Source organism: Streptomyces sp. NPDC002044 (assembly GCF_040296725.1).
Taxonomy (GTDB): domain Bacteria; phylum Actinomycetota; class Actinomycetes; order Streptomycetales; family Streptomycetaceae; genus Streptomyces; species Streptomyces antarcticus.
This window is the reverse complement of sequence record NZ_JBEOXU010000050.1, coordinates 22241-40716: the sequence shown is the minus strand read 5'-3', so window position 1 is coordinate 40716 and position 18476 is coordinate 22241. Positions and strand designations below refer to the sequence as shown.

At 74.9% G+C, this 18476-nt stretch carries 20 protein-coding genes; 14 read left to right on the top strand and 6 right to left on the bottom strand.

What is annotated here, in order from left to right; translation table 11 throughout:
* Positions 1-70: 70 nt before the first annotated feature.
* The 3 genes from ABT106_RS15355 to ABT106_RS15345 all read right to left on the bottom strand — a co-directional run bounded on the left by ABT106_RS15355 (position 71) and on the right by ABT106_RS15345 (position 2711).
* On the bottom strand, positions 71-493 hold the full coding sequence (locus ABT106_RS15355) for a universal stress protein (RefSeq protein ID WP_351276900.1): 423 nt from the start codon (positions 491-493) through the stop codon (positions 71-73).
* Between the two features lie 9 nt (positions 494-502).
* Positions 503-2020 (bottom strand): APC family permease, encoded by a 1518-nt coding sequence (locus ABT106_RS15350; RefSeq protein WP_351276897.1) that lies wholly within the window; start codon positions 2018-2020, stop codon positions 503-505.
* A gap of 97 nt (positions 2021-2117) precedes the next feature.
* Positions 2118-2711, bottom strand: a complete 594-nt coding sequence (locus tag ABT106_RS15345; RefSeq protein WP_351276895.1) for a histidine phosphatase family protein — start codon at positions 2709-2711, stop codon at positions 2118-2120.
* 98 nt (positions 2712-2809) lie between these two features.
* Between ABT106_RS15345 and ABT106_RS15340 the strand changes: the two genes are divergently transcribed.
* Both ABT106_RS15340 and ABT106_RS15335 read left to right on the top strand, forming a co-directional pair.
* Positions 2810-3304: a hypothetical protein gene (locus ABT106_RS15340; RefSeq protein WP_351276892.1), complete on the top strand. Its 495-nt coding sequence runs from the start codon at positions 2810-2812 to the stop codon at positions 3302-3304.
* A 146-nt stretch (positions 3305-3450) separates the two neighbouring features.
* On the top strand, positions 3451-4041 hold the full coding sequence (locus ABT106_RS15335; protein WP_351276889.1) for an RNA polymerase sigma factor: 591 nt from the start codon (positions 3451-3453) through the stop codon (positions 4039-4041).
* Here the strand turns inward: ABT106_RS15335 and ABT106_RS15330 are convergent.
* The 3 genes from ABT106_RS15330 to ABT106_RS15320 all read right to left on the bottom strand — a co-directional run bounded on the left by ABT106_RS15330 (position 3959) and on the right by ABT106_RS15320 (position 8180).
* Positions 3959-4984, bottom strand: coding sequence for a MerR family transcriptional regulator (locus ABT106_RS15330; RefSeq protein ID WP_351276886.1), 1026 nt, complete (start codon positions 4982-4984; stop codon positions 3959-3961). The two genes, ABT106_RS15335 and ABT106_RS15330, sit on opposite strands and share 83 nt — an antisense overlap.
* 126 nt (positions 4985-5110) lie before the next feature.
* Positions 5111-6487, bottom strand: a complete 1377-nt coding sequence (locus tag ABT106_RS15325; protein WP_351276882.1) for a cryptochrome/photolyase family protein — start codon at positions 6485-6487, stop codon at positions 5111-5113.
* Between the two features lie 43 nt (positions 6488-6530).
* Entirely contained in the window at positions 6531-8180 is a 1650-nt protein-coding gene (locus ABT106_RS15320; RefSeq protein ID WP_351276880.1) for an SDR family oxidoreductase, read from the bottom strand.
* 380 nt (positions 8181-8560) lie between these two features.
* Between ABT106_RS15320 and ABT106_RS15315 the strand changes: the two genes are divergently transcribed.
* From ABT106_RS15315 to ABT106_RS15260, 12 genes are all read left to right on the top strand, one after another.
* Entirely contained in the window at positions 8561-9856 is a 1296-nt protein-coding gene (locus ABT106_RS15315; RefSeq protein ID WP_351276878.1) for an NAD(P)/FAD-dependent oxidoreductase, read from the top strand.
* Positions 9853-10587, top strand: coding sequence for a DUF1365 domain-containing protein (locus ABT106_RS15310; RefSeq protein WP_351276875.1), 735 nt, complete (start codon positions 9853-9855; stop codon positions 10585-10587). The genes ABT106_RS15315 and ABT106_RS15310 overlap by 4 nt, the downstream gene beginning before the upstream one ends.
* Positions 10524-11810 carry a class I SAM-dependent methyltransferase gene (locus tag ABT106_RS15305; protein WP_502979382.1) on the top strand — a complete coding sequence of 429 codons (1287 nt, stop codon included), beginning with the start codon at positions 10524-10526 and terminating at the stop codon, positions 11808-11810. The genes ABT106_RS15310 and ABT106_RS15305 overlap by 64 nt, the downstream gene beginning before the upstream one ends.
* Positions 11807-12607 carry a DUF1295 domain-containing protein gene (locus ABT106_RS15300; RefSeq protein WP_502979381.1) on the top strand — a complete coding sequence of 267 codons (801 nt, stop codon included), beginning with the start codon at positions 11807-11809 and terminating at the stop codon, positions 12605-12607. Before ABT106_RS15305 ends, ABT106_RS15300 begins: the two co-directional genes overlap by 4 nt.
* A gap of 96 nt (positions 12608-12703) precedes the next feature.
* Entirely contained in the window at positions 12704-13183 is a 480-nt protein-coding gene (locus ABT106_RS15295) for an Lrp/AsnC family transcriptional regulator (protein ID WP_351276873.1), read from the top strand.
* A gap of 45 nt (positions 13184-13228) precedes the next feature.
* Positions 13229-13906 carry an HAD family hydrolase gene (locus ABT106_RS15290; protein ID WP_351276871.1) on the top strand — a complete coding sequence of 226 codons (678 nt, stop codon included), beginning with the start codon at positions 13229-13231 and terminating at the stop codon, positions 13904-13906.
* Positions 13907-14002: 96 nt separating this feature from the next.
* Positions 14003-15367: a cytochrome P450 gene (locus tag ABT106_RS15285; RefSeq protein ID WP_351276869.1), complete on the top strand. Its 1365-nt coding sequence runs from the start codon at positions 14003-14005 to the stop codon at positions 15365-15367.
* Positions 15368-15501: 134 nt separating this feature from the next.
* Positions 15502-15762, top strand: coding sequence for a hypothetical protein (locus tag ABT106_RS15280; RefSeq protein ID WP_351276867.1), 261 nt, complete (start codon positions 15502-15504; stop codon positions 15760-15762).
* An 8-nt stretch (positions 15763-15770) separates the two neighbouring features.
* Complete coding sequence (locus tag ABT106_RS15275) at positions 15771-16259, top strand: hypothetical protein (protein WP_351276865.1); 489 nt, start codon at positions 15771-15773, stop codon at positions 16257-16259.
* Positions 16260-16541: 282 nt separating this feature from the next.
* The gene (locus tag ABT106_RS15270) at positions 16542-16625 is read left to right on the top strand and encodes a putative leader peptide (RefSeq protein ID WP_351276907.1); all 84 of its coding nucleotides are present in this window, start codon (positions 16542-16544) and stop codon (positions 16623-16625) included.
* A gap of 213 nt (positions 16626-16838) precedes the next feature.
* Positions 16839-17705, top strand: coding sequence for an ABC transporter permease (locus ABT106_RS15265; RefSeq protein WP_351276905.1), 867 nt, complete (start codon positions 16839-16841; stop codon positions 17703-17705).
* The gene (locus ABT106_RS15260) at positions 17678-18400 is read left to right on the top strand and encodes an ABC transporter ATP-binding protein (protein WP_351276863.1); all 723 of its coding nucleotides are present in this window, start codon (positions 17678-17680) and stop codon (positions 18398-18400) included. Before ABT106_RS15265 ends, ABT106_RS15260 begins: the two co-directional genes overlap by 28 nt.
* The last annotated feature ends 76 nt before the right edge of the window (positions 18401-18476 follow it).

Genomic DNA, 18476 nt, shown 5'->3' with positions numbered 1-18476 from the left:
CCCGCGTACGGGACCGCACCGCGGACGGCGGCCGCCACCGCCGGGCGGTGCGGCGCCCGGCCCTGCGGTGTCAGGGCCCGTCGTCGGTCGGCACGCACAGCACCGGGACGGGCGAGAGGTGCAGCAGCTTGTGCGGGGTGGAGCCGAGCAGCGCGCCCCGGATCGGGCTGTCGCCCCAGCTGCCGACGATGATCACCCGGGCGTCGTGCCGCGCGGCGGCGTCGATCAGCGCCTGGGCCGGCTTCTCGTCGACCACCTCGACCGCGGACGGCACCCCGGCCTCGTCGGCCGCCTCGACGGCGTGCGCCAGGGCGCTGCGGCCCGCCTGCCGGACGGCCTCGCGGTGGGCGCGGTACTCCTCCCCGGTGGAGCCGGGGGCGGCGGCGCCGAAGACGAGGACGAGGGGCTCGCCGAAGGCGGCCGCGACCTCCAGCGCCACCCGCAGGGCACGTTCCGCGCCGGGTGACTCGTCGTATCCCAGGACGACGGACATCGGGCCTCCTCAGGACTTCTTCGCGTGGACGAGTTCGGGGTCGGCCACGCCGCGCCGCTCCTGCCAGAACCTGCCGTCGCGGACCCGCCAGAAGCACATGACGAGCACGCCGACGACGGCGATGGCGATGCCGATGACCAGCGGCGGGCCGAGGCCGAACCAGGAGACCCCGCCGGCCGAGTTCTCCGGGTTGGACATGTCGCCGATCGACTCCACCAGCAGCCAGGTCAGCAGTCCGGCCCCGACCAGCGGACCGAGCCCGATGAGCACGAAGTTGTGCACGTTCTCCAGCAGGTGGCGGCGGTAGTAGATGGCGCAGGCCAGCCCGGTGAGCGCGTAGTAGAACGCGATGAGCAGGGAGAGCGCGGTCAGCGAGTCCAGCAGCGCGTTCTCGCTGATCTGGTTGACGACCAGGTACCAGCCGATCGCGATGCCGGCCACCCACCACGTGCTCACGTCGGGGGTCCGGAACCGCGGGTGGATGTGCGCGAGCTCCTGCGGCAGCGCGTGCCTGCGGGCCATCGACAGGGCCGTGCGGGAGGCCGGGATGATCGTGGTCTGGGTCGAGGCGAGCGCGGAGGTGCAGACGGCGAGGAGCACCACCCAGTCCCAGCCGCCCATGACCTCGTGGGCGAGGACCGCGAAGACGGCCTCCTCCTCGGAGGCGTTCTCGGCGAGGAAGACGGTTCCGGCGTACGCGACGACGGCGAAGCCCACCGACAGGTAGGTCACCAGCAGCACCACGGTCGACCAGATCCCGGCCTTGCCGGGGGCGGTGGCGGAGTTCTCGACCTCCTCGGTGAGGTTGACCGCGGATTCCCAGCCCCAGTAGATGAACACGCCGAGCAGCAGCCCGCCGGTGAGCGCGGCGCCGCCGGCCCCGAAGGGGTTCAGCCAGGACAGGGACGGTTTGACCGAGTCGAGGGTGCTGGTGTCGGCGTAGACGCGGTAGAGGGCCACGACGGCGAAGACCAGGAGGAAGAAGACCTGGGCGAGGATCAGCACGTTCTGCAGCTTGGCGGACATCTCGGTGCCGATGACGCAGATGGCGGTCATCACCAGGATCACCAGGACGGCGAGGCCCTGGCGGATCAGCGCGTTGGTGGCCCAGCTGTCGAGCCCCGCGGCGAGCAGGCCGAAGTGGACGGCCACGTCGGCGAGCGAGCCGATGACGAGGACGCCCGTCATCGCGATCGCCCAGCCGCCGAGCCAGCCCGCCCAGGGCCCCATGGCCCGGGTGACCCAGGAGAAGGTCGTCCCGCAGTCCTGGTCGACCTTGTTGAGGTAGTAGAAGGCGGCGGCGATCAGGAGCATCGGTACGAAGGACGCCAGCATCACGCCGGGGGCGTAGATCCCGGCCAGGGCCACGATCGGGCCGATCACCGCTGCCAGGGAGTACGCGGGCGAGGTGGAGTTGAGGCCGATGACGAGCGCGTCGAGGAACCCGATCGCGTTGGCCTTCAGCCCCGCTTCCGGGATTCCGGTCTCCGGTCCGCCGCCACCGCCCGCACCGTCGTCGTGGGCCATGTACGCATCGTCGCCCCGGGCCCGCGTCCGCGCGAGGCGAGCGGCCGGAAACGGGGCCGGCCGGGGTGGGGACGGGGCCGGACGGGCCGGCGCCGGGTCAGGGGTGGGTGTTCCAGCCCGCGATCACCGGGAGGCCGTGCTCCGTGGAGAGCACGCTCACCGTGCCGGTGCGGAGCAGGAACAGCCGTCCCTCCTCGGGCCCGAGCCCCAGGTAGCGGGCGGTGAGGACGCGCAGGAAGTGGCCGTGGGCCACCACGACGGCGTTCCCGCCGTCCGCGCGCAGTACCGGGGCCAGCCGGGCCAGGGCGCGGTCCGCCCGGGCTCCCACCTGGGCGGCGCTCTCCCCCGGGTGCTCGGCGTCACCGGGCGGCACCCCGTCGGTCCACAGCGACCAGTCGGGGACGGTCCGCCGGATCTCGGCGGTGGTGACGCCCTCGTAGCCGCCGTAGTCCCACTCGTACAGGTCGGGGTCGGTGACCCCGCCGGTGAGGCCCGCGAGCTGCGCGGTGGCCACGGCCCGGCGCAGCGGGCTGGTCAGCACCAGCGCCGGCTGCCGGTCGCGGAAGTAGGGGGCCAGCGAGATGGCCTCCTCGACGCCGCGCGCGGTCAGCGGCACGTCGGTGCGCCCGGTGTGCCGCCCGTTCGCGCTCCACGCCGTCTCGCCGTGTCTCACCAGCAGCAGGTCGCTCATCCTCCGGACCCTACGCCCTGCGGCCCGCGCGATGCCCCGCGGCCCTCCCGGCATGTCGGCGCGGGATGATCCCGGGAGGCGTGTCACTGTCGGGCGTCATGGATGTGAGCACGTTCTACGCCCTCTTCTCCGCGACCTGTTTCACGCTCGTCGGCCTGTGGTGGAACGTGGTGCAGGGCCATCCGGACTGGATGCGCGCGCCCGCGCTGCGCCGGGTCGTCGGGGGGATCTACCTCTCGTTCCTGCTGCCCGCCCTGATGGGCCTGTTCGCCCAGGTGGGCGGCACGGAGCAGCCGCAGATCTGGCGGGCCAGCTTCGTCGTGGTGTCCGTCGTCGGCTGTGTGTCCACGCTGCGGCTGCTCGCCCGGGGCAGGTCCGGCGGGGACTCCCCCGAACTGCTCTGGCACCGGCTGGGAGTGGCGGTCCTGTACGTGCTGGTGGCCGTGGTGGGCGCGGCGCCCGAGGTGGCCGGCGTGGTGAACCTGCGGCCCATCCAGGCGGAGGCACTGCTGCTGATCCTGCTGGTGGTCCTCGGCCACGGGCTGGTGTGGCGGTTCATGGCGGGCGAGGGCCGGCCCGCCGAAACGGCCTGACGCCGGTGCCGCCGCCGTCACGCCCGTCGCTCACCGGGCCGCCCGCGCAGGTGGGGGGCGTTTCCGGGCCGTTCCGGGAGCGCCCGGGAATCGATGCGAAAACGCTGCGAGTTTGCCGGGCGGGCCGTGCTCGCGAGGCTCGGGCCATGAACGACGAGGAACGCGAGGAACGCGTCACCGCCGGATTCGCGGCGGGCGACGAGGGCTGCATGGAGACGGTCTACCGGCGCTGGCGGCCGCTGGTGCACTCCATGGCACGCCGTTCACTGGGCGACGAGCGGGAGGCCGAGGACGTCACCCAGCAGGTGTTCCTGGCCGCCTGGCGCGGCCGGCACGGCTACCGGCCCGGCCCCGGCGGGCTCGGCGCCTGGCTCACCGGCATCACCCGCCACAAGGTCGCCGACGCCCTGGAGGCGCGGACCCGGCGCGCCCGCGCGGCCGCGGCCGCCGCCCGCGCCTTCCCCGCCCTCGTCCCGCGCCCCGGCGGACACGCCTGGCCGGAGCCCGAGCCGGAGCGCGTGGTCGACCGGATCCTGGTCCTGGGGGAGCTGTCCCGGCTGCCGTCGGCGCAGCAGCGGGTGCTGCGCCTCGCCTTCTACGGCGACCTCACCCAGACACAGATCGCCGCCCGCACCGGGCTCCCGCTCGGCACCGTCAAGAGCCATATGCGGCGGGCGCTGCACGTACTGCGCCGGTCGCTGGAGGCGTCGTCCCCGCTGCTGCCAGTGCCGCGATGAGGTCGACCCCCGAGCGCAGCCCGAACAGCCGCTCGGTGCGCGGGTCCTGGGGCCCGGAGGCCCAGCCCGGTCCGGCGAGCAGCACGGCCGAGTGCCCTCGGGCGCCGCGCAGGCCCCACTCGATGCCGGCCACGGACCGCACCAGCGGCCGGTCCGCGGTCGTACGGGACTGGGACCACAGCACCACGGCCCGCGGGCCGGTACGCCGTACGGCCTCGTGCAGCGCGTCGGCGGGCAGCGCGGGCCCGAACATCCGCACCGGCAGGCCCCGCTCGCCCAGCGCCGCGGCCAGCGCCTCCATCGGCAGGCTGTGCAGTTCGCCCGGCACGCACGCGAGGAGCACCGGCGGGGTGTGCGGCTGGCCCGGCGCGGTCCGGATCCGGCGCAGCGCCGAGGAGACGTACCAGGACAGCAGGTGCTCGACCTCCACGTAGCGCTCCCCCGCCGAGGCCCACTTGCGGCCCACCGCGTGCAGGGTCGGCGCGATCACCTCCTCCCAGGCGGTGACGAGGCCGTGCTCCGCGAGGGCGGCGTCCAGCAGTTCCTCCACGGCCGGCGCGTCCAGGCGCACGGCGGCCCGTGCGAGCCCCCGGCACTCCGGGCGGACCTCGCCGAGGGGCAGGGAGTTGGGCCCGCCGGGGGCCCGGCCCGCGTCCTCCCGTACGGCGGGTGCCGCGGGAGCGGTGTCCTGGGCGGCCCGCGCCGCCTCGGCCGGGGGCACGCCCTGCGCGGTGAGCCGGCACATCAGCTCCAGCCGGGCGATGTCCTGCGCGGTCCAGCGGCGGTGCCGGCCGTCCTCGCGGCGGGCCGGGCCGATCGCGTACCGGCGCTCCCAGGAGCGCAGGGTGGTGGGCGACACCCCCAGCCGCCGGGCGACGGCTCCGGTGCTCAGCGCGGCGGCGGGGAGGTCCTGCGGCGGTGTGGTCGGCGGCACGGGCTGCACCCGCTCACGATACGTCCGGCGCGGTGCCGGACGGCCGGGTACGGAGCGCACGGGCCGTCCCGGCGCGGGCGGGGCGGCCGGGCCGGTGCGGCGGGCACGGGCCGGGCGGGTACGGCGCGGCGGCGCTCACTCGGTGCCCCGTCCGTGCCGGAAGCGGTCGAGGCCGTCGGCGAGCTCCACCACCGGGTCCGGGTAGTCGTAGCGGGCGCGGTCCGGGCCGGACAGCCGCCAGGGCTCGTGGACGCGCGGCGCGGGGAGGCCGGCGAGTTCCGGGACCCAGCGGTGCACGTAGCGGCCCTCGGGGTCGTAGCGCAGGCCCTGGCGGACGGGGTTGAGGACGCGGTTGGGCCGGCTGTCGGTGCCCGTCCCGGCCACCCACTGCCAGTTGAGCTGGTTGTTGGCGAGGTCCCCGTCCACGAGGAGGTCCAGGAAGTGGCGGGCGCCGACCCGCCAGTCGACGTACAGCGTCTTGGCCAGGAAGCTCGCGGCGAGCAGCCGGCCGCGGTTGTGCATCCAGCCCTCGTGGCGCAGCTGGCGCATCGCCGCGTCGACCACGGGGTAGCCGGTGCGGCCTTCCTTCCACGCCTCGGTCTCCTCCTCGGCGGCGGGACCGGTCCGCCAGTGGTCCTGGCGGGTCCGGTAGTCCTCGGCGGCGGCCGCGGGGCGGGCGGCGAGGACCTGGTGGTGGAAGTCGCGCCAGCACAGCTGCCGTACGAAAGCCTCGGCGCCGGGGCCGCCCGCGGCGCGGGCCCGGTGGACCGCCTCGGTCGGCGAGAGGGTGCCGAAGTGGAGGTGCGGGGAGAGGCGGGAGGTGGCGTCGCCGGCCAGGTCGTCGTGGACGTCCTCGTAGCGGGTGATTCCGGAGCGCAGCCAGTTCGTCAGCAGCCGGCGGGCCTCGGTCTCGCCGCCGCGGGCGAGGCCCGGGGAGGTGCCGGTGACAGCGGTGCGCCCGAGCAGCGGCTCGGAACCGATGCCGTCGGGGACGTGCAGGCCGCGCGGGGCGTTGCCGACGGGCCGCAGCGGCAGGTCGGCCCAGCGGCGGAAGTACGGGGTGAAGACGGCGAAGTGGTCGGATCCGGCGGGGGTGACGGCTCCGGGAGCGACGGCGTTGACCACCATGTCGTGCACGTACAGCCGCCGGCCCTCGGCTTCGAGGGCGGCGCGCAGCCGCTCCTCGCGGGCGTGGGCGTAGGCGCTGACCCCGGCGGACATGTGGACCTCGTCGGCGTCGGCCTCCCGGACCAGGGCGGTGGTCTCGGCGACGACGTCCCCGGAGCGGACGACGAGGCGGCCGCCGCGCTCGCGCAGGCCGGAGTCGAGGTCGGCGAGGCAGTCCGCGAGGAAGGCCCGCCGGTTCGGCGAGGCGAAGCCGGGGGCGGCCTCGACGGAACGGTCGCGGACGAAGAACGGGACGATCCGGTCGCAGGAGGAGAGGGCCGCGCGCAGCGGCGGATGGTCGTGCAGGCGCAGGTCTGAGGTGTACAGGACCACCGCGATGTTCATGGGCTCTCGCTCCGCGTCGGGACTGTCGGGACTGCCGGGGCTGTCAGGACCGTGGGTGACGGCCGCCATCCGGTACTTCGGTGACGGGGCCGCCCTTGGATGCGCCGCCGCCTTCGGCGCCGTCGAGGCGTTCGGCGGCGCGGGCGATGTTGCGGGCCATGCCGCCGAAGACGACGGCGTGGAAGGGCGAGACGCTCCACCAGTACAGGTGTCCGAGCAGCCCGTGCGGGTGGAACAGCGCCCGCTGCCGGTACCGCGTCCGGACCGCCCCGGCGCCGGGGGTTCCCCCGTCGGCGATGACCGGACCGGTGACCGGACCGGTGGCGCCGGCCCGTCCCGGTCCGGGCTCCCCGTCGGAGGCGGCCTCGCAGGGGTCCGCGTACATCTCCAGCCAGGCGAGGCCCGGGAGCCGCATCTCGGCGCGCAGCCGCAGCAGGCGGCCCGGTTCGAGCTCCTCCACCCGCCAGAAGTCCAGGGAGTCCCCCACCCGCAGGTGGGCCGCGTCCCGGCGGCCGCGGCGGATGCCGACCCCGCCCGCGAGCCGGTCCAGCCAGCCCCGCACGGACCAGGCCAGCGGGAAGGAGTACCAGCCGTTCTCCCCGCCGATGCCCTCCACCACCCGCCACAGCGCCTCGGGCGAGGCCCCGACCTCCCGCTCGCGCTCGTCCTCGTAGAGGCTCCCGCCCGCCCAGTCGGGGTCGGTCGGCAGCGGGTCGCTGGGCGCGCCCGGGACGGAGGCGGAGGACCAGCGGGTGTCCACCTTGGCCTCCCGCACCCGGCGCAGGGCCAGCGCGAGCGCCTCATCGAAGCCGATGGGGGCGCCGGGCGGATCGGGCACGTACCGGGCGATGTCGTGCTCGGAGCAGACCACCTCGTGGCGCAGGGACTCGGCCAGCGGCCGGGCCAGGGCCCGCGGTACCGGGGTGACCAGGCCGATCCAGTGGCTGGAGAGCCGCGGGGTGAGCATCGGGACGCGCAGGATGAGGCGTCTGGGCAGCTCCGCCACCACGGCGTAGCGGCGCATCATCTCCTCGTAGGTGAGGACGTCCGGGCCGCCGACGTCGAAGGCCCGGTCGACCTCGGGCGGCATGGTGGCGCTGCCGACGAGGTAGCGCAGGACGTCCCGGACGGCGATGGGCTGGCAGCGGGTGCCGACCCAGCTGGGGGTGACCATGACGGGCAGCCGCTCGGTGAGGTAGCGCAGCATCTCGAAGGAGGCCGAGCCGGAGCCGATGATGACGGCGGCGCGCAGGACGGTGGCCGGCACGGCTCCGGCGAGGAGGATCTCGCCCACCTCGGAGCGGGAGCGCAGGTGCGGGGAGAGTTCCCGGACCGGGATGCCGGCGGGGGTGAGACCGCCGAGGTAGACGATGCGGCGGACCCCGGCCGCGGCCGCCCGCTCGGCGAAGATCCGGGCGGCGTCCCGGTCGCGGTCCTCGAAGCCGGAGCCGCCGCCGAGGGCGTGGACCAGGTAGTAGGCCACGTCGATGCCGTCCAGGGCCGCCGCGACCGAGTCCGCGTCGGTGGCGTCGCCGGCCACCACCTCGGCGCGGCCGGCCCAGGGGTGGTCGCGCAGCTTCGCCGGGGTGCGGGCCAGGCAGCGGACCCGGTGCCCGGCGTCGAGCAGTTCGGGCACCAGTCGGCCGCCGATGTAGCCGGTGGCTCCGGTGACCAGGCAGTTCAGGCCCGTCATGTCGGTCTCCGCTCCGTGTCGTCCCGTATGGGGTTTCCGGTGGAGTGGCCCGTCCGGATGCGCCGTTCCCCCGATCGGCGCATCCGGATGACGTGTCCCGGCCGAAAGACGGTGCAGAGGACACCGACACACCGAACACACCGAACACACCGAAGCACCGGCGTACCCACGCGCCGCGCCGCCGGACAGCACCGCGCCGCCGGAAGCCGCACCACCACGAGCACCACCAGACCACAGACACCCCTCGGAACCCGGAGTGCCATGCGCCCGTCTCCGCGGATCACCCTCCTGGTGATTCCGTTCCCGCCGCCGATCGGTTCGCCCGGCGACACATCCGCACCCCCCTACGGCTCCGAAGTACCGCTGAAGGAGGGAACGCGATGACCGAACGACAAGGACCGCGGCCGCGCACGGCCGTGGTCGGCGGGGGCGTTTCGGGGCTCACGGCGGCATACGTGCTGGCCCGCGGCCACGAGGTCACCCTGTACGAGGCCGACGACCGGCTGGGCGGACACGCCCACACCCACGACCTGAAGGGCCCCGACGGACACATACGGGCCGTGGACTCCGGCTTCATCGTCCACAACGACCGCACGTACCCGCGGCTGCTGCGCCTCTTCGACGAGCTGGACGTCGCCACCCGGCCGACGACGATGAGCCTGTCGGTACACTGCGAGGGCTGCGGGCTGGAGTACGCGGGCGCCCGCGGCCCCCGGGGCCTGTTCGCCCGGCCGCGCAGCGCCCTGCGGCCCGCGTACCTGCGGATGCTGGCACAGGTCCCGGTGTTCCACCGGCAGGCGCGGCGGCTGCTGGCCGCGCCGGAGACCACCCGCGAGATCACCCTCGGCGCGTTCCTGGAGCGGTGCGGCTTCGGGCCCTACTTCACGGCGCACTTCGCGATCCCGCTGGTGGCCTCGGTGTGGTCCTGCCCGGCGGACACCGCACTGCGCTACCCCGCCCGGTACCTGTTCCGCTTCCTCGACCACCACGGGATGCTGGCGGTGGGCGGCTCACCGAACTGGCGTACGGTCACGGGCGGCTCGCAGCGGTACGTGGAGAGGCTGCGGGAGCGCCTGGACACGGTGTACTCCGCGACCCCGGTACGGGCGCTGGCGCGCACCCCGGAGGGCGTACGGGTCACCACCGCCGGCGGCGCCGAGGCGCTGTACGACTCGGTGGTCGTCGCCGTCCACGCCGACCAGGCGCTGGCGCTGCTGACCGACCCGACGGACGCCGAGCGGGCCGCGCTCGGCGCGTTCCGCTACTCCCGCAACCGCACGGTCCTGCACACCGACGACTCGGTGCTGCCGCGCGCGGGCGGGGCACGGGCCTGCTGGAACTACCGGCTGTCGGGCTGCGGGCCGGACGAGGCGCGGGTCCGGGTGAGCTACGACATGAACCGTCTGCAGGGGCTGGACTCCCCGGAGCCGTACGTGGTCACGCTGAACGCGGAGACGGGCGCGGGCCCCGGCGCGGTGCGGGCGGACCGGGTCCTGGCGGAGATGGAGTACGAACACCCCGTGTACACCCCGGAGTCGGTGGCCGCGCAGCGGCTGCTGCCCGCGCTGTCCGGGCCGGTGACGGCCTTCGCCGGGGCCTACCACGGGTGGGGGTTCCACGAGGACGGCTGCCGCTCCGGCGTGGAGGCAGCGGCCGCGCTCGGGGTGGTGTGGTGAAGCCCGCCCTGTACGAGGCCGACATCCGGCACGTCCGCGCCGGCGGGCCCGCGTACGCCCTGCGCCACCGCACCTACCTGTGGCTGGTGGACCTCGACGAACTGCCGCGGCTGCCGGGGCCGTTGCGCAGCCTGGCGCGTTTCGACCCGCGGGACCACTTCGGCGGCGGCCGGCCCACGATCCGGGCGGGCCTGGACGGCTTCCTCGCGTCCCGGGGCGCGGCGCTGCCGCCCGGGAGCCGGGTGCGGATGCTCGCGCACGCCCGGGTCTTCGGGTACGTCTTCAACCCGCTCACCGTGTACTGGTGCCACGGCCCGGACGGGGCCCTGCGCCAGGTGGTGGCCGAGGTGCACAACACGTACGGCGGGCGCCACTGTTACCTGCTCGGCCCGGAGGCCGCCGAGGCCGAGGGCAGCGTGCCCAAGGAGTTCTACGTCTCCCCCTTCCTCGACGTGGACGGCGCCTACCGGATGCGTCTGCCCGCGCCGGACGGCCGCCTCGCCCTGAGCGTCCAGCTCGCCGGCGGGGCGGACGGCGCCCGGCTGACGGCCACCGTGCGCGGGGTGCGCCGCCCCGCCGGCGCCCGCGGCGTCCTGCGGGCCGCCCTGCGCCATCCCTGGTCCACCGCCGCCGTGGCGGTGGGCATCCGTTTCCACGGCATCCGCCTGTGGCTGCGCGGCGTGCCGGTGCGGCCGCGCCCCCGACCCGTACCCCAGGAGGGTGTGCAGTGACCGCGACGACGACTCTTCCCTTGGTGCCGCCGTGCTCCCGGACCCGGGCCGCGGTCGGCCGGCTCATCATCCGCCGGGCCCTGGACCGGCTTCCGCTCCAGGTCCGGATGGGGCCCGACGGGACGCTCGGCCGGGGCGGTCCCGCCATGGCCGTGCACGATCCCATCTCCTTCGAACGGCGGATCGCGGCCGAGGGACTGATCGGCTTCGGCGAGTCCTACGTGGCCGGCGAGTGGGACGCCCGGGACCCGGTGGCGGTGCTGACCGTGCTGGCCGGGCACGTCGCGGCCCTGGTTCCGGCGCCGCTCCAGCGGCTGCGCGGGCTGTGGGCGGCCCGGCACCCGGTGACCGACCGCAACACCCCGGACGGCTCCCGGAGCAACATCGAGCGCCACTACGACCTGTCCAACGAGCTGTTCGCCGAGTTCCTCGACCCGACGATGACGTACTCGTCGGCGGTCTTCCCCGCCCTGCCCGCCCGTCACGAGGACCTCGCCGCGGGGCAGCACCGGAAGATCGACATGCTGCTGGACCTGGCCGCCGTCGGCCCGGACACCCGGCTGCTGGAGATCGGCACCGGCTGGGGCGAACTGGCGATCCGGGCCGCCCGCAGGGGCGCCGACGTGGTCACCCTGACCCTGTCGCGGGAGCAGAAGGACCTGGCGGAGCGCCGGATCAAGGCCGCCGGGGTCGAGGACCGGGTGGAGGTCCGGCTCTGCGACTACCGGGAGGCGCGGGGCAGTTACGACGCCGTGGTCAGCGTGGAGATGATCGAGGCGGTCGGTGCCGAGTACTGGCCGGTCTACTTCGCCACGCTCGACCGGCTGCTGGCCCCGGGCGGGCGGGTGGCGATCCAGGCGATCACCATGCCGCACGAGCGGATGCTGGCCACCAAGGACACGTACACCTGGATCCACAAGTACATCTTCCCGGGCGGGATGCTGCCGTCGGTGCAGGTGGTGGAGGAGATGGCACGCCGGCACACCGGACTGCGGGTGACCCGCTGCGAGGGGTACGGGGCGCACTACGCGCAGACGCTGAAGCTGTGGCGGGAACGGTTCACCGAGCGGGCCGGCCGTGTCGCCGAGCTGGGTTTCGACGAGACCTTCCGGCGGATGTGGACCTTCTACCTGGCGTACTGCGAGGCCGGGTTCGCCTCGGGCTACCTGGACGTGCACCAGATCCTGCTGACGGCCGGCGACGGGGACGGTGACCGGGCGTGAACTGGTCCGGTTTCGGCATCAACCTGGCGGTCGCCGCGGCGGTCGCCCTCGCGGTCATGCTCGCCACCTTCGCGGTCGGCGTGCGCAAGCGGATGCACCGCGTCGTGGACGTGGCGTGGGGCCTCGCCTTCGCCGCGGTGGCCGCGGCGACGTACGGGATGTCCGACGGCGGCGGGCGGGCGCTGCTGCTGGCCGTGCTCACGGCGGTGTGGGGGCTGCGGCTGGCGGGCCACATCGCGTGGCGCGGCCGCGGGCACGGCGAGGACCCGCGGTACGACCGGATGCTGGCGAAGGCTCCGGGCAGCCGGAACCTGTACGCGCTGCGCATGGTCTACCTCCTCCAGGCCGCGCTGGTGTGGCTGGTGTCACTGCCCGTGCAGGCCGGGTCGTACGCGACCGGCCGGCTCGGCTGGCTCGCGCTCGCGGGCACCCTGCTGTGGCTGACCGGGCTCGTCTTCGAGGCGGTGGGCGACCACCAGCTGGCCCGGTTCAAGGCCGATCCCGCGCACCGGGGGCGGATCATGGACCGGGGCCTGTGGTCCTGGACCCGGCATCCGAACTACTTCGGCGACTTCTGCGTGTGGTGGGGCATCTACCTGGTCGCCGCCGGTTCGGTGGGGGCCGCGGCGGTCTCGGTGGTGGCTCCGCTGGTCATGTCGTACCTGCTGACCGCGGGCAGCGGGAAGCGGCTGCTGGAGCTGCACATGGCGGACCGGCCGGGGTACGCCGCGTACCGGGAGCGGACGAGCGGCTTCTTCCCGTGGCCGCCGCGCGGGGGCCGGGCGCGCTCCGACTGACGCGACCGCCCGGCGGACGGCCCCGCTCCGGGCCGCGGGCGCGGGGCGGCCCGCGGCCCGGAGTGCGGTGGAGGGGGCCGTTGGTACAGTCGCGGCATGGCGGTGGACGAGCTCGACACCAGAATCCTGCGCCTGCTGATCGAGCAGCCGCGCACCAGCGTCCGCGAGTACGCCCGGCTCCTCGGGGTGGCGCGCGGCACCCTCCAGGCCCGGCTGGACCGGCTGGAGCGGACCGGGGTGATCACCGGGACCGGTCCTTCCCTGTCCCCCGCCGCGCTCGGACACCCGGTGCTGGCCTTCGTACACATCGAGGTCACCCAGGGGCACCTGGACGAGGTGGGCGACGCCCTGTCCGCCGTCCCGGAGATCATCGAGGCTTTCTCCATCACCGGTGGCGGGGACCTGCTGACGCGGGTCGCGGCCCGGGACAACGCGCACCTGGAGGACGTGATCCAGCGGCTGATCCAGTTGCCCGGCGTGGTGCGCACCCGGACCGAGGTGGCCCTGCGCGAGCGGGTCGCGCACCGGCTGCTGCCGCTGGTCGAGTCCGTGGGGCGGGCTGCCCGCACGACCTGACAGAATGGTCTAGACAGGACAGAACCGGCAGGACGGGCGCAGCGGATGATTTCCGTCATATTCGATCTCGACGGCACCCTCGTGGACAGTGAGCCGAACTACTACGAGTCCGGGCGCCGCACGCTGGCCCGGCACGGGGTCCCCGACTTCACGTGGGAGCAGCACGCCCGCTTCATCGGCATCGGGACCCTGGAGACGCTGGAGATCCTCAGGGACCGGTACGCGATCGAGGCGCCGGTGGAAGAGCTGCTCGCCGAGCAGAACGCCGTCTACCTGGAGCTGGCCCGCACCGAGACCGCGGCCTTCCCCGAGATGCGCGCGTTCGTGGAGCGGCTGCACGCCGCCGGCGTGCCGATGGCGGTGGCCTCCGGCTCCTCCCTGGAGGCGATCGACGCCGTGCTGGCCGGGACCGGCCTGGACGCGCTGCTGACCACGGTGGTCTCCGCGGAGGAGGTGGCGCACGGCAAGCCCGCGCCGGACGTGTTCCTGGAGGCGGCCCGCCGGCTCGGCGCCGAACCGGCCGACTGCGTGGTCGTCGAGGACGCGGCGCCGGGCGCGCTGGCCGCCCGGGCGGCCGGGATGGCGTGCGTGGCCGTCCCGTACGTGGCGCGGACGGCGCACGACCCGGCGTTCGCCGGCGCGGACCTGCTCTTCCCCGGCGGGCAACGGGAGTTCAGCGCGCAGGCCGCGCACGACTGGCTGACGGCACACCGGACCGCCTGAACGGCGGCCGGGGCGAGGGCCGTTCGGCGCCACTGCCGCCGGAACGGCCCCGCGCTTCCCCTGGTGTCCCGCGCGGTCCGCTGCCACCATGCCCGGGTGACCGCCACCCTGCCGCCACCCCCGGGCGCCGAGCGCGGACCGCGCCGGTGGCCCCTCCTCGGCAACCTCCCCGCCTTCGCCCGCGACCCGCTGGCCTTCTTCGAATCCCTCCGCGACGACTACGGCGACTGGGTGCCGTGGTCGCTCGGCCCCCAGCGCAACGTGCTGGTCTCCCGGCCCGAGCACGCCGGTGAGCTGCTCGGCGCCGTCGAGTCCACCTTCAAGCCGACCGAACTGGGCTGGGCCTTCCGGCAGTTGCTGGGCAACGGCGTGGTGGTCGCCACCGGCGACGACTGGCGTCGCAAGCGGGCGCTGGTCCAGCCCGCCGTGCGGCCGCGCCAGGTCCGCTCGTACGCCGCCGCGATGGTGGAGTGCGCGGACGCGCTGGCCGGCGGCTGGCGCGAGGGCGACCGGATCGACGTGCACCGGGAGATGGCCGGGCTCACCCAGCGGATCGCGGTCCGCACCCTGTTCGGAAGCGACGCCGCCGGCCGCGAGGCACCCATCAGCGCGGCCATGGCCACGGCGCAGCGGGAGCTGGGGACCGAGTTCCGCGGGATCACGCTGTTCCTGCCGCCGTGGGTGCGAACCCCGGGGCGGCGCCGGATGCGGGCCGCGGTGGAGGTCCTCGACCGGGAGATCGAGCACGTCATACGGGAGCACGAGAGCGCGTCCGCGGCGGGGGACGGGCGGGACGACCTGCTGAGCCGGCTGCTCGCGGCCCGCGACGAACGGGGCGGCCCGCTGTCCCGCACGGAGCTGCGGGACGAGTCCATCACCCTCTACATCGGCGGTCACGAAACCACCTCGACCACCCTGACCTGGGCCTGGCAGCTGCTGTCCGGGGCGCCCGGGGCGCGGGCCAGGCTGACCGAAGAACTGGACCGGGTGCTCGGCGGGCGGCTGCCGACGTACGAGGACTACCCGCGGCTGACGTGGACCCAGCAGGTGGTCAAGGAGGCCCTGCGGATCTACCCGCCGATCTGGCTGATCTCGGCGGTGGCCGCGGAGGGGGCCTCCATCGGCGGGCGGGCGGTGCCCGTCGGCACCTCGGTGTGGACCAGCCCCTGGTCGGTGCACCGGGACGAGCGGTGGTTCCCGCAGCCGGAGGTCTTCCGCCCCGAGCGGTGGGACGCGGACGCCCCCGATCCGGTGCCGGAGCACGCCTGGTTCCCGTTCGGCGGCGGCCCCCGGGCCTGCCTGGGGGCGCGGTTCGCCCTGGTGGAGGCGGCGCTCGTGCTGGCCGTGCTCGGGCAGCGGTTCCACCTGGACACCGGCGCCCGGCGGACCGGGGTGTTCCCCGGGCTCACCCTCCAGCCGGCGGGCCCGGTCCCGGCCACCCTGCGCGCGGCGCGGCCCTAGGGCACGCGCCCGTCCCGCACCGCGCCTCCCCAACTGCCGCCGGATACTGCCGCTCCGAGCCGTTTCCCCGTCCTACGTTCGTTCCGCAACAGGACCGCGGCGGAGCCTCCGCCGCCCACACCGGGAGAAGCCCCATGAACCCCATGAAGAAGAACAAGCTCAAGGCCGGCGGCGCCGCGGCCGTGATCGCGGCGGGCCTCGCGATCACGGCGGTGGGCGCGGCGAACGCGGCCGACGCGGCCCCGAGCCAGTCCACGCGCATCACCTCCGTACAGCAGCTGCACGAGAACCTCGCGCAGGCGGTGGAGCAGGAGCAGGCCCTCGGCCTCCAGGGCACCATCGGCGGGCCCGTCGGCCGCGCGCTGGACGAGTCGACCGCCGCGATCGACGGCTGACGGGACGGGTGAGCACCGTGGGAACCGACCAGTCAGCAGCCGCTCCGGCGACCTGGTGTCCGAGCGGCGACGCCCGGGCCCCCGAGTCGGTCGTCCTCGGCGTCCGCTCGGGTGCCGACGGCCGGGTGACGTACCTCGCCGACCCGGTCCCGGCGTCCGAGGTGCTCGGCGCCGTACCGGAGGGGATCGAGCCGACCCGCGTCCTGCGGTTCGCCTCGCACTGCGTCACCGGCTGCGCGAACCGGCGGGGGAACGACTGCACCCTGGTGGAGCGGGTGCTGACCCTGCCGCCTCCGGCGGCGGCCGAGGCCCGCGCGGTCCCACGGTGCCACCTGCGCTCCCGCTGCCAGTGGTGGCAGCAGACGGGCGTCGACGCCTGCCACCGCTGCCCGGCCGTCACCACGGCCACCTTCCAGGAGGACGAGTTGGCCACCCTGGTCGCCGACCCGTCCACCACCCCGGAGCAACTCGCCTCCTGGATCGCCGCGTCCGCCTGACCGGCGGCCGACGGCCGTCAGGCCCCTGCCCGGCCGGGACCCCGGCCCGGCGGCACACTCCCGCCCGGAACGCTCCGGCGCGGTCGAGGTGCTGCCGGGCCGTCGGCGTGTCCGGCGCATGCCCGGGCCCACCGGCGCGGGTCCGCGGGGGCTGCGTCCGGCCCGTCCGACCGGGGCCCGCGGGACGGCCTCCGCCACCACGTGTCCCAATATCGGAGACGCGATGTCCAGAGGGCGAGACACCATTGACCCGCCCCCGGCCATCTGGCTAGGTTTCGCCGCATGTTGCGTTCAGCCATGCTCACCACGCGCGGTCACATCGACCTGCTGCGGGTGGCCTCCGCCGCGTGTCGCCGCGGCTGCTGACGCCCTCATTCCCTGACGTGTCACGAGCGCTCCGCGCTCGGCTTCCGCGCGCCCCGGGCTCCCCGGCCCGGTGATCCGGCCCGGTGATCCGGCCCGGTGATCCGGCCCGGCGCCCCCTGTGGACCCGCCCCCGTTCCGCCGCACCGGTACGGGGCCGGCCCGGCGCGCGTTCCCCGCCTCCCCGCCTCACCCTTCCGTGGAGCCGCCATGAGCATCGACCTCGACCACGCGCCGCCCGACATATCCGCTAAATCGATATCCGCTCCGTCTTCCTCCCCGGCCCTCGTGGCCGTCGTGCCGACATCGGCACGACGGCGCTCCGTCCCCCGCTGGATCCGCCGGACCGCCGGCCCGCTGCTGCTCCTCGGCCTGTGGCAGCTGACCAGCAGTCTGGGATGGCTGCCCGTCGACACGCTCGCGCCGCCGTCGACCATCGCGTCCGCCGCGGCGGACCTGATCGAGGACGGGACGCTGCCCGGGGCGATGGCCGTGTCCCTGCAGCGCGTCGCGATCGGCCTGGTGATCGGCGGGACGGCCGGCACCGCGCTCGCCCTGCTGTCCGGGCTGTCGCGGCTCGGGGAGGACCTGATCGACGCCAGCGTGCAGATGCTGCGCACGGTGCCGTGGGTCGGCCTCATCCCGCTGTTCATCATCTGGATGGGCATCGGCGAGGCACCGAAGGTCGCCCTCATCGCACTCGGCACCGCCTTCCACCTCTACCTGAACGTGTACGCCGGGATCCGCGGGGTGGACGAGCAACTGATCGAGGCGGGCGGGGCGTTGGGCCTCGGCCGATGGGGTCTGGTACGGCACGTGGTCCTGCCGGGCGCGCTGCCCGGCTTCATGACCGGCCTGCGGTATTCGCTCGCCACCGCCTGGCTGGCCCTGGTGTTCGGCGAGTCCATCAACGCCGACGCCGGCATCGGCTTCCTGATGAACCAGGCCCGGGAGTTCTTCCGCACCGACGTGATCGTCGTCTGCCTCGTCGTGTACGCCTTCCTCGGCCTGACCGCCGACCTCGTCGTCCGCACTCTCGAAAGGCTGCTGCTGCAATGGCGACCGACCTTCACGGGGCAGTAGCCGCCGCCACCGCCGTACGGGTGGCCGGGCTGACCCGGTCCTTCGGCGGCCGTGCCGTCATCGACTCCCTCGATCTGACCCTGCGGGCCGGGGAGTTCACCGTCCTGCTGGGCCGCAGCGGCTGCGGGAAGTCGACCCTGCTGCGCATCCTCGCCGGCCTGGACCGCGAGATCGAGGGCGAGGTCCTGGTGCCGGAGCGGCGCGCGGTGGCCTTCCAGGCGCCGCGGCTGATGCCGTGGAAGCGGGTGTGGCGCAACGTGCTCCTCGGACTCCCCGGCCGCCCCGACCGCGAGCGCGCCGAACAGGCCCTGGCCGAGGTCGGGCTGGAGCACCGTACGGACGCCTGGCCCAAGACCCTCTCCGGCGGCGAGGCCCAACGCGCCTCACTGGCCCGGGCACTGGTCCGCGAACCCGATCTGCTGCTCCTGGACGAGCCGTTCGGCGCCCTCGACGCACTGACCCGGATCAAGGCCCAGCAACTGGTGGCCCAGCTGTGGCAGCGACGCGGCTGCGCGGTGCTGCTGGTCACGCACGACGTCGACGAGGCCGTCCTGCTGGCCGACCGCGTCCTGGTCATGGACGAGGGCCGGATCTCCTACGACACCCAGGTCCCGCTGGACCGCCCGCGCGAGGTCGGCGACCCGGGGTTCGGCGCGCTGCGCACCCGGCTCCTCGCCGAGCTCGGCGTCGTCTGACCCACCCCGCCCGCTCCGCACGCCCCGCCCCCCCACCTTCACCGCCCGTTCCCACCCTCCCCCGCCCCGTACGAGA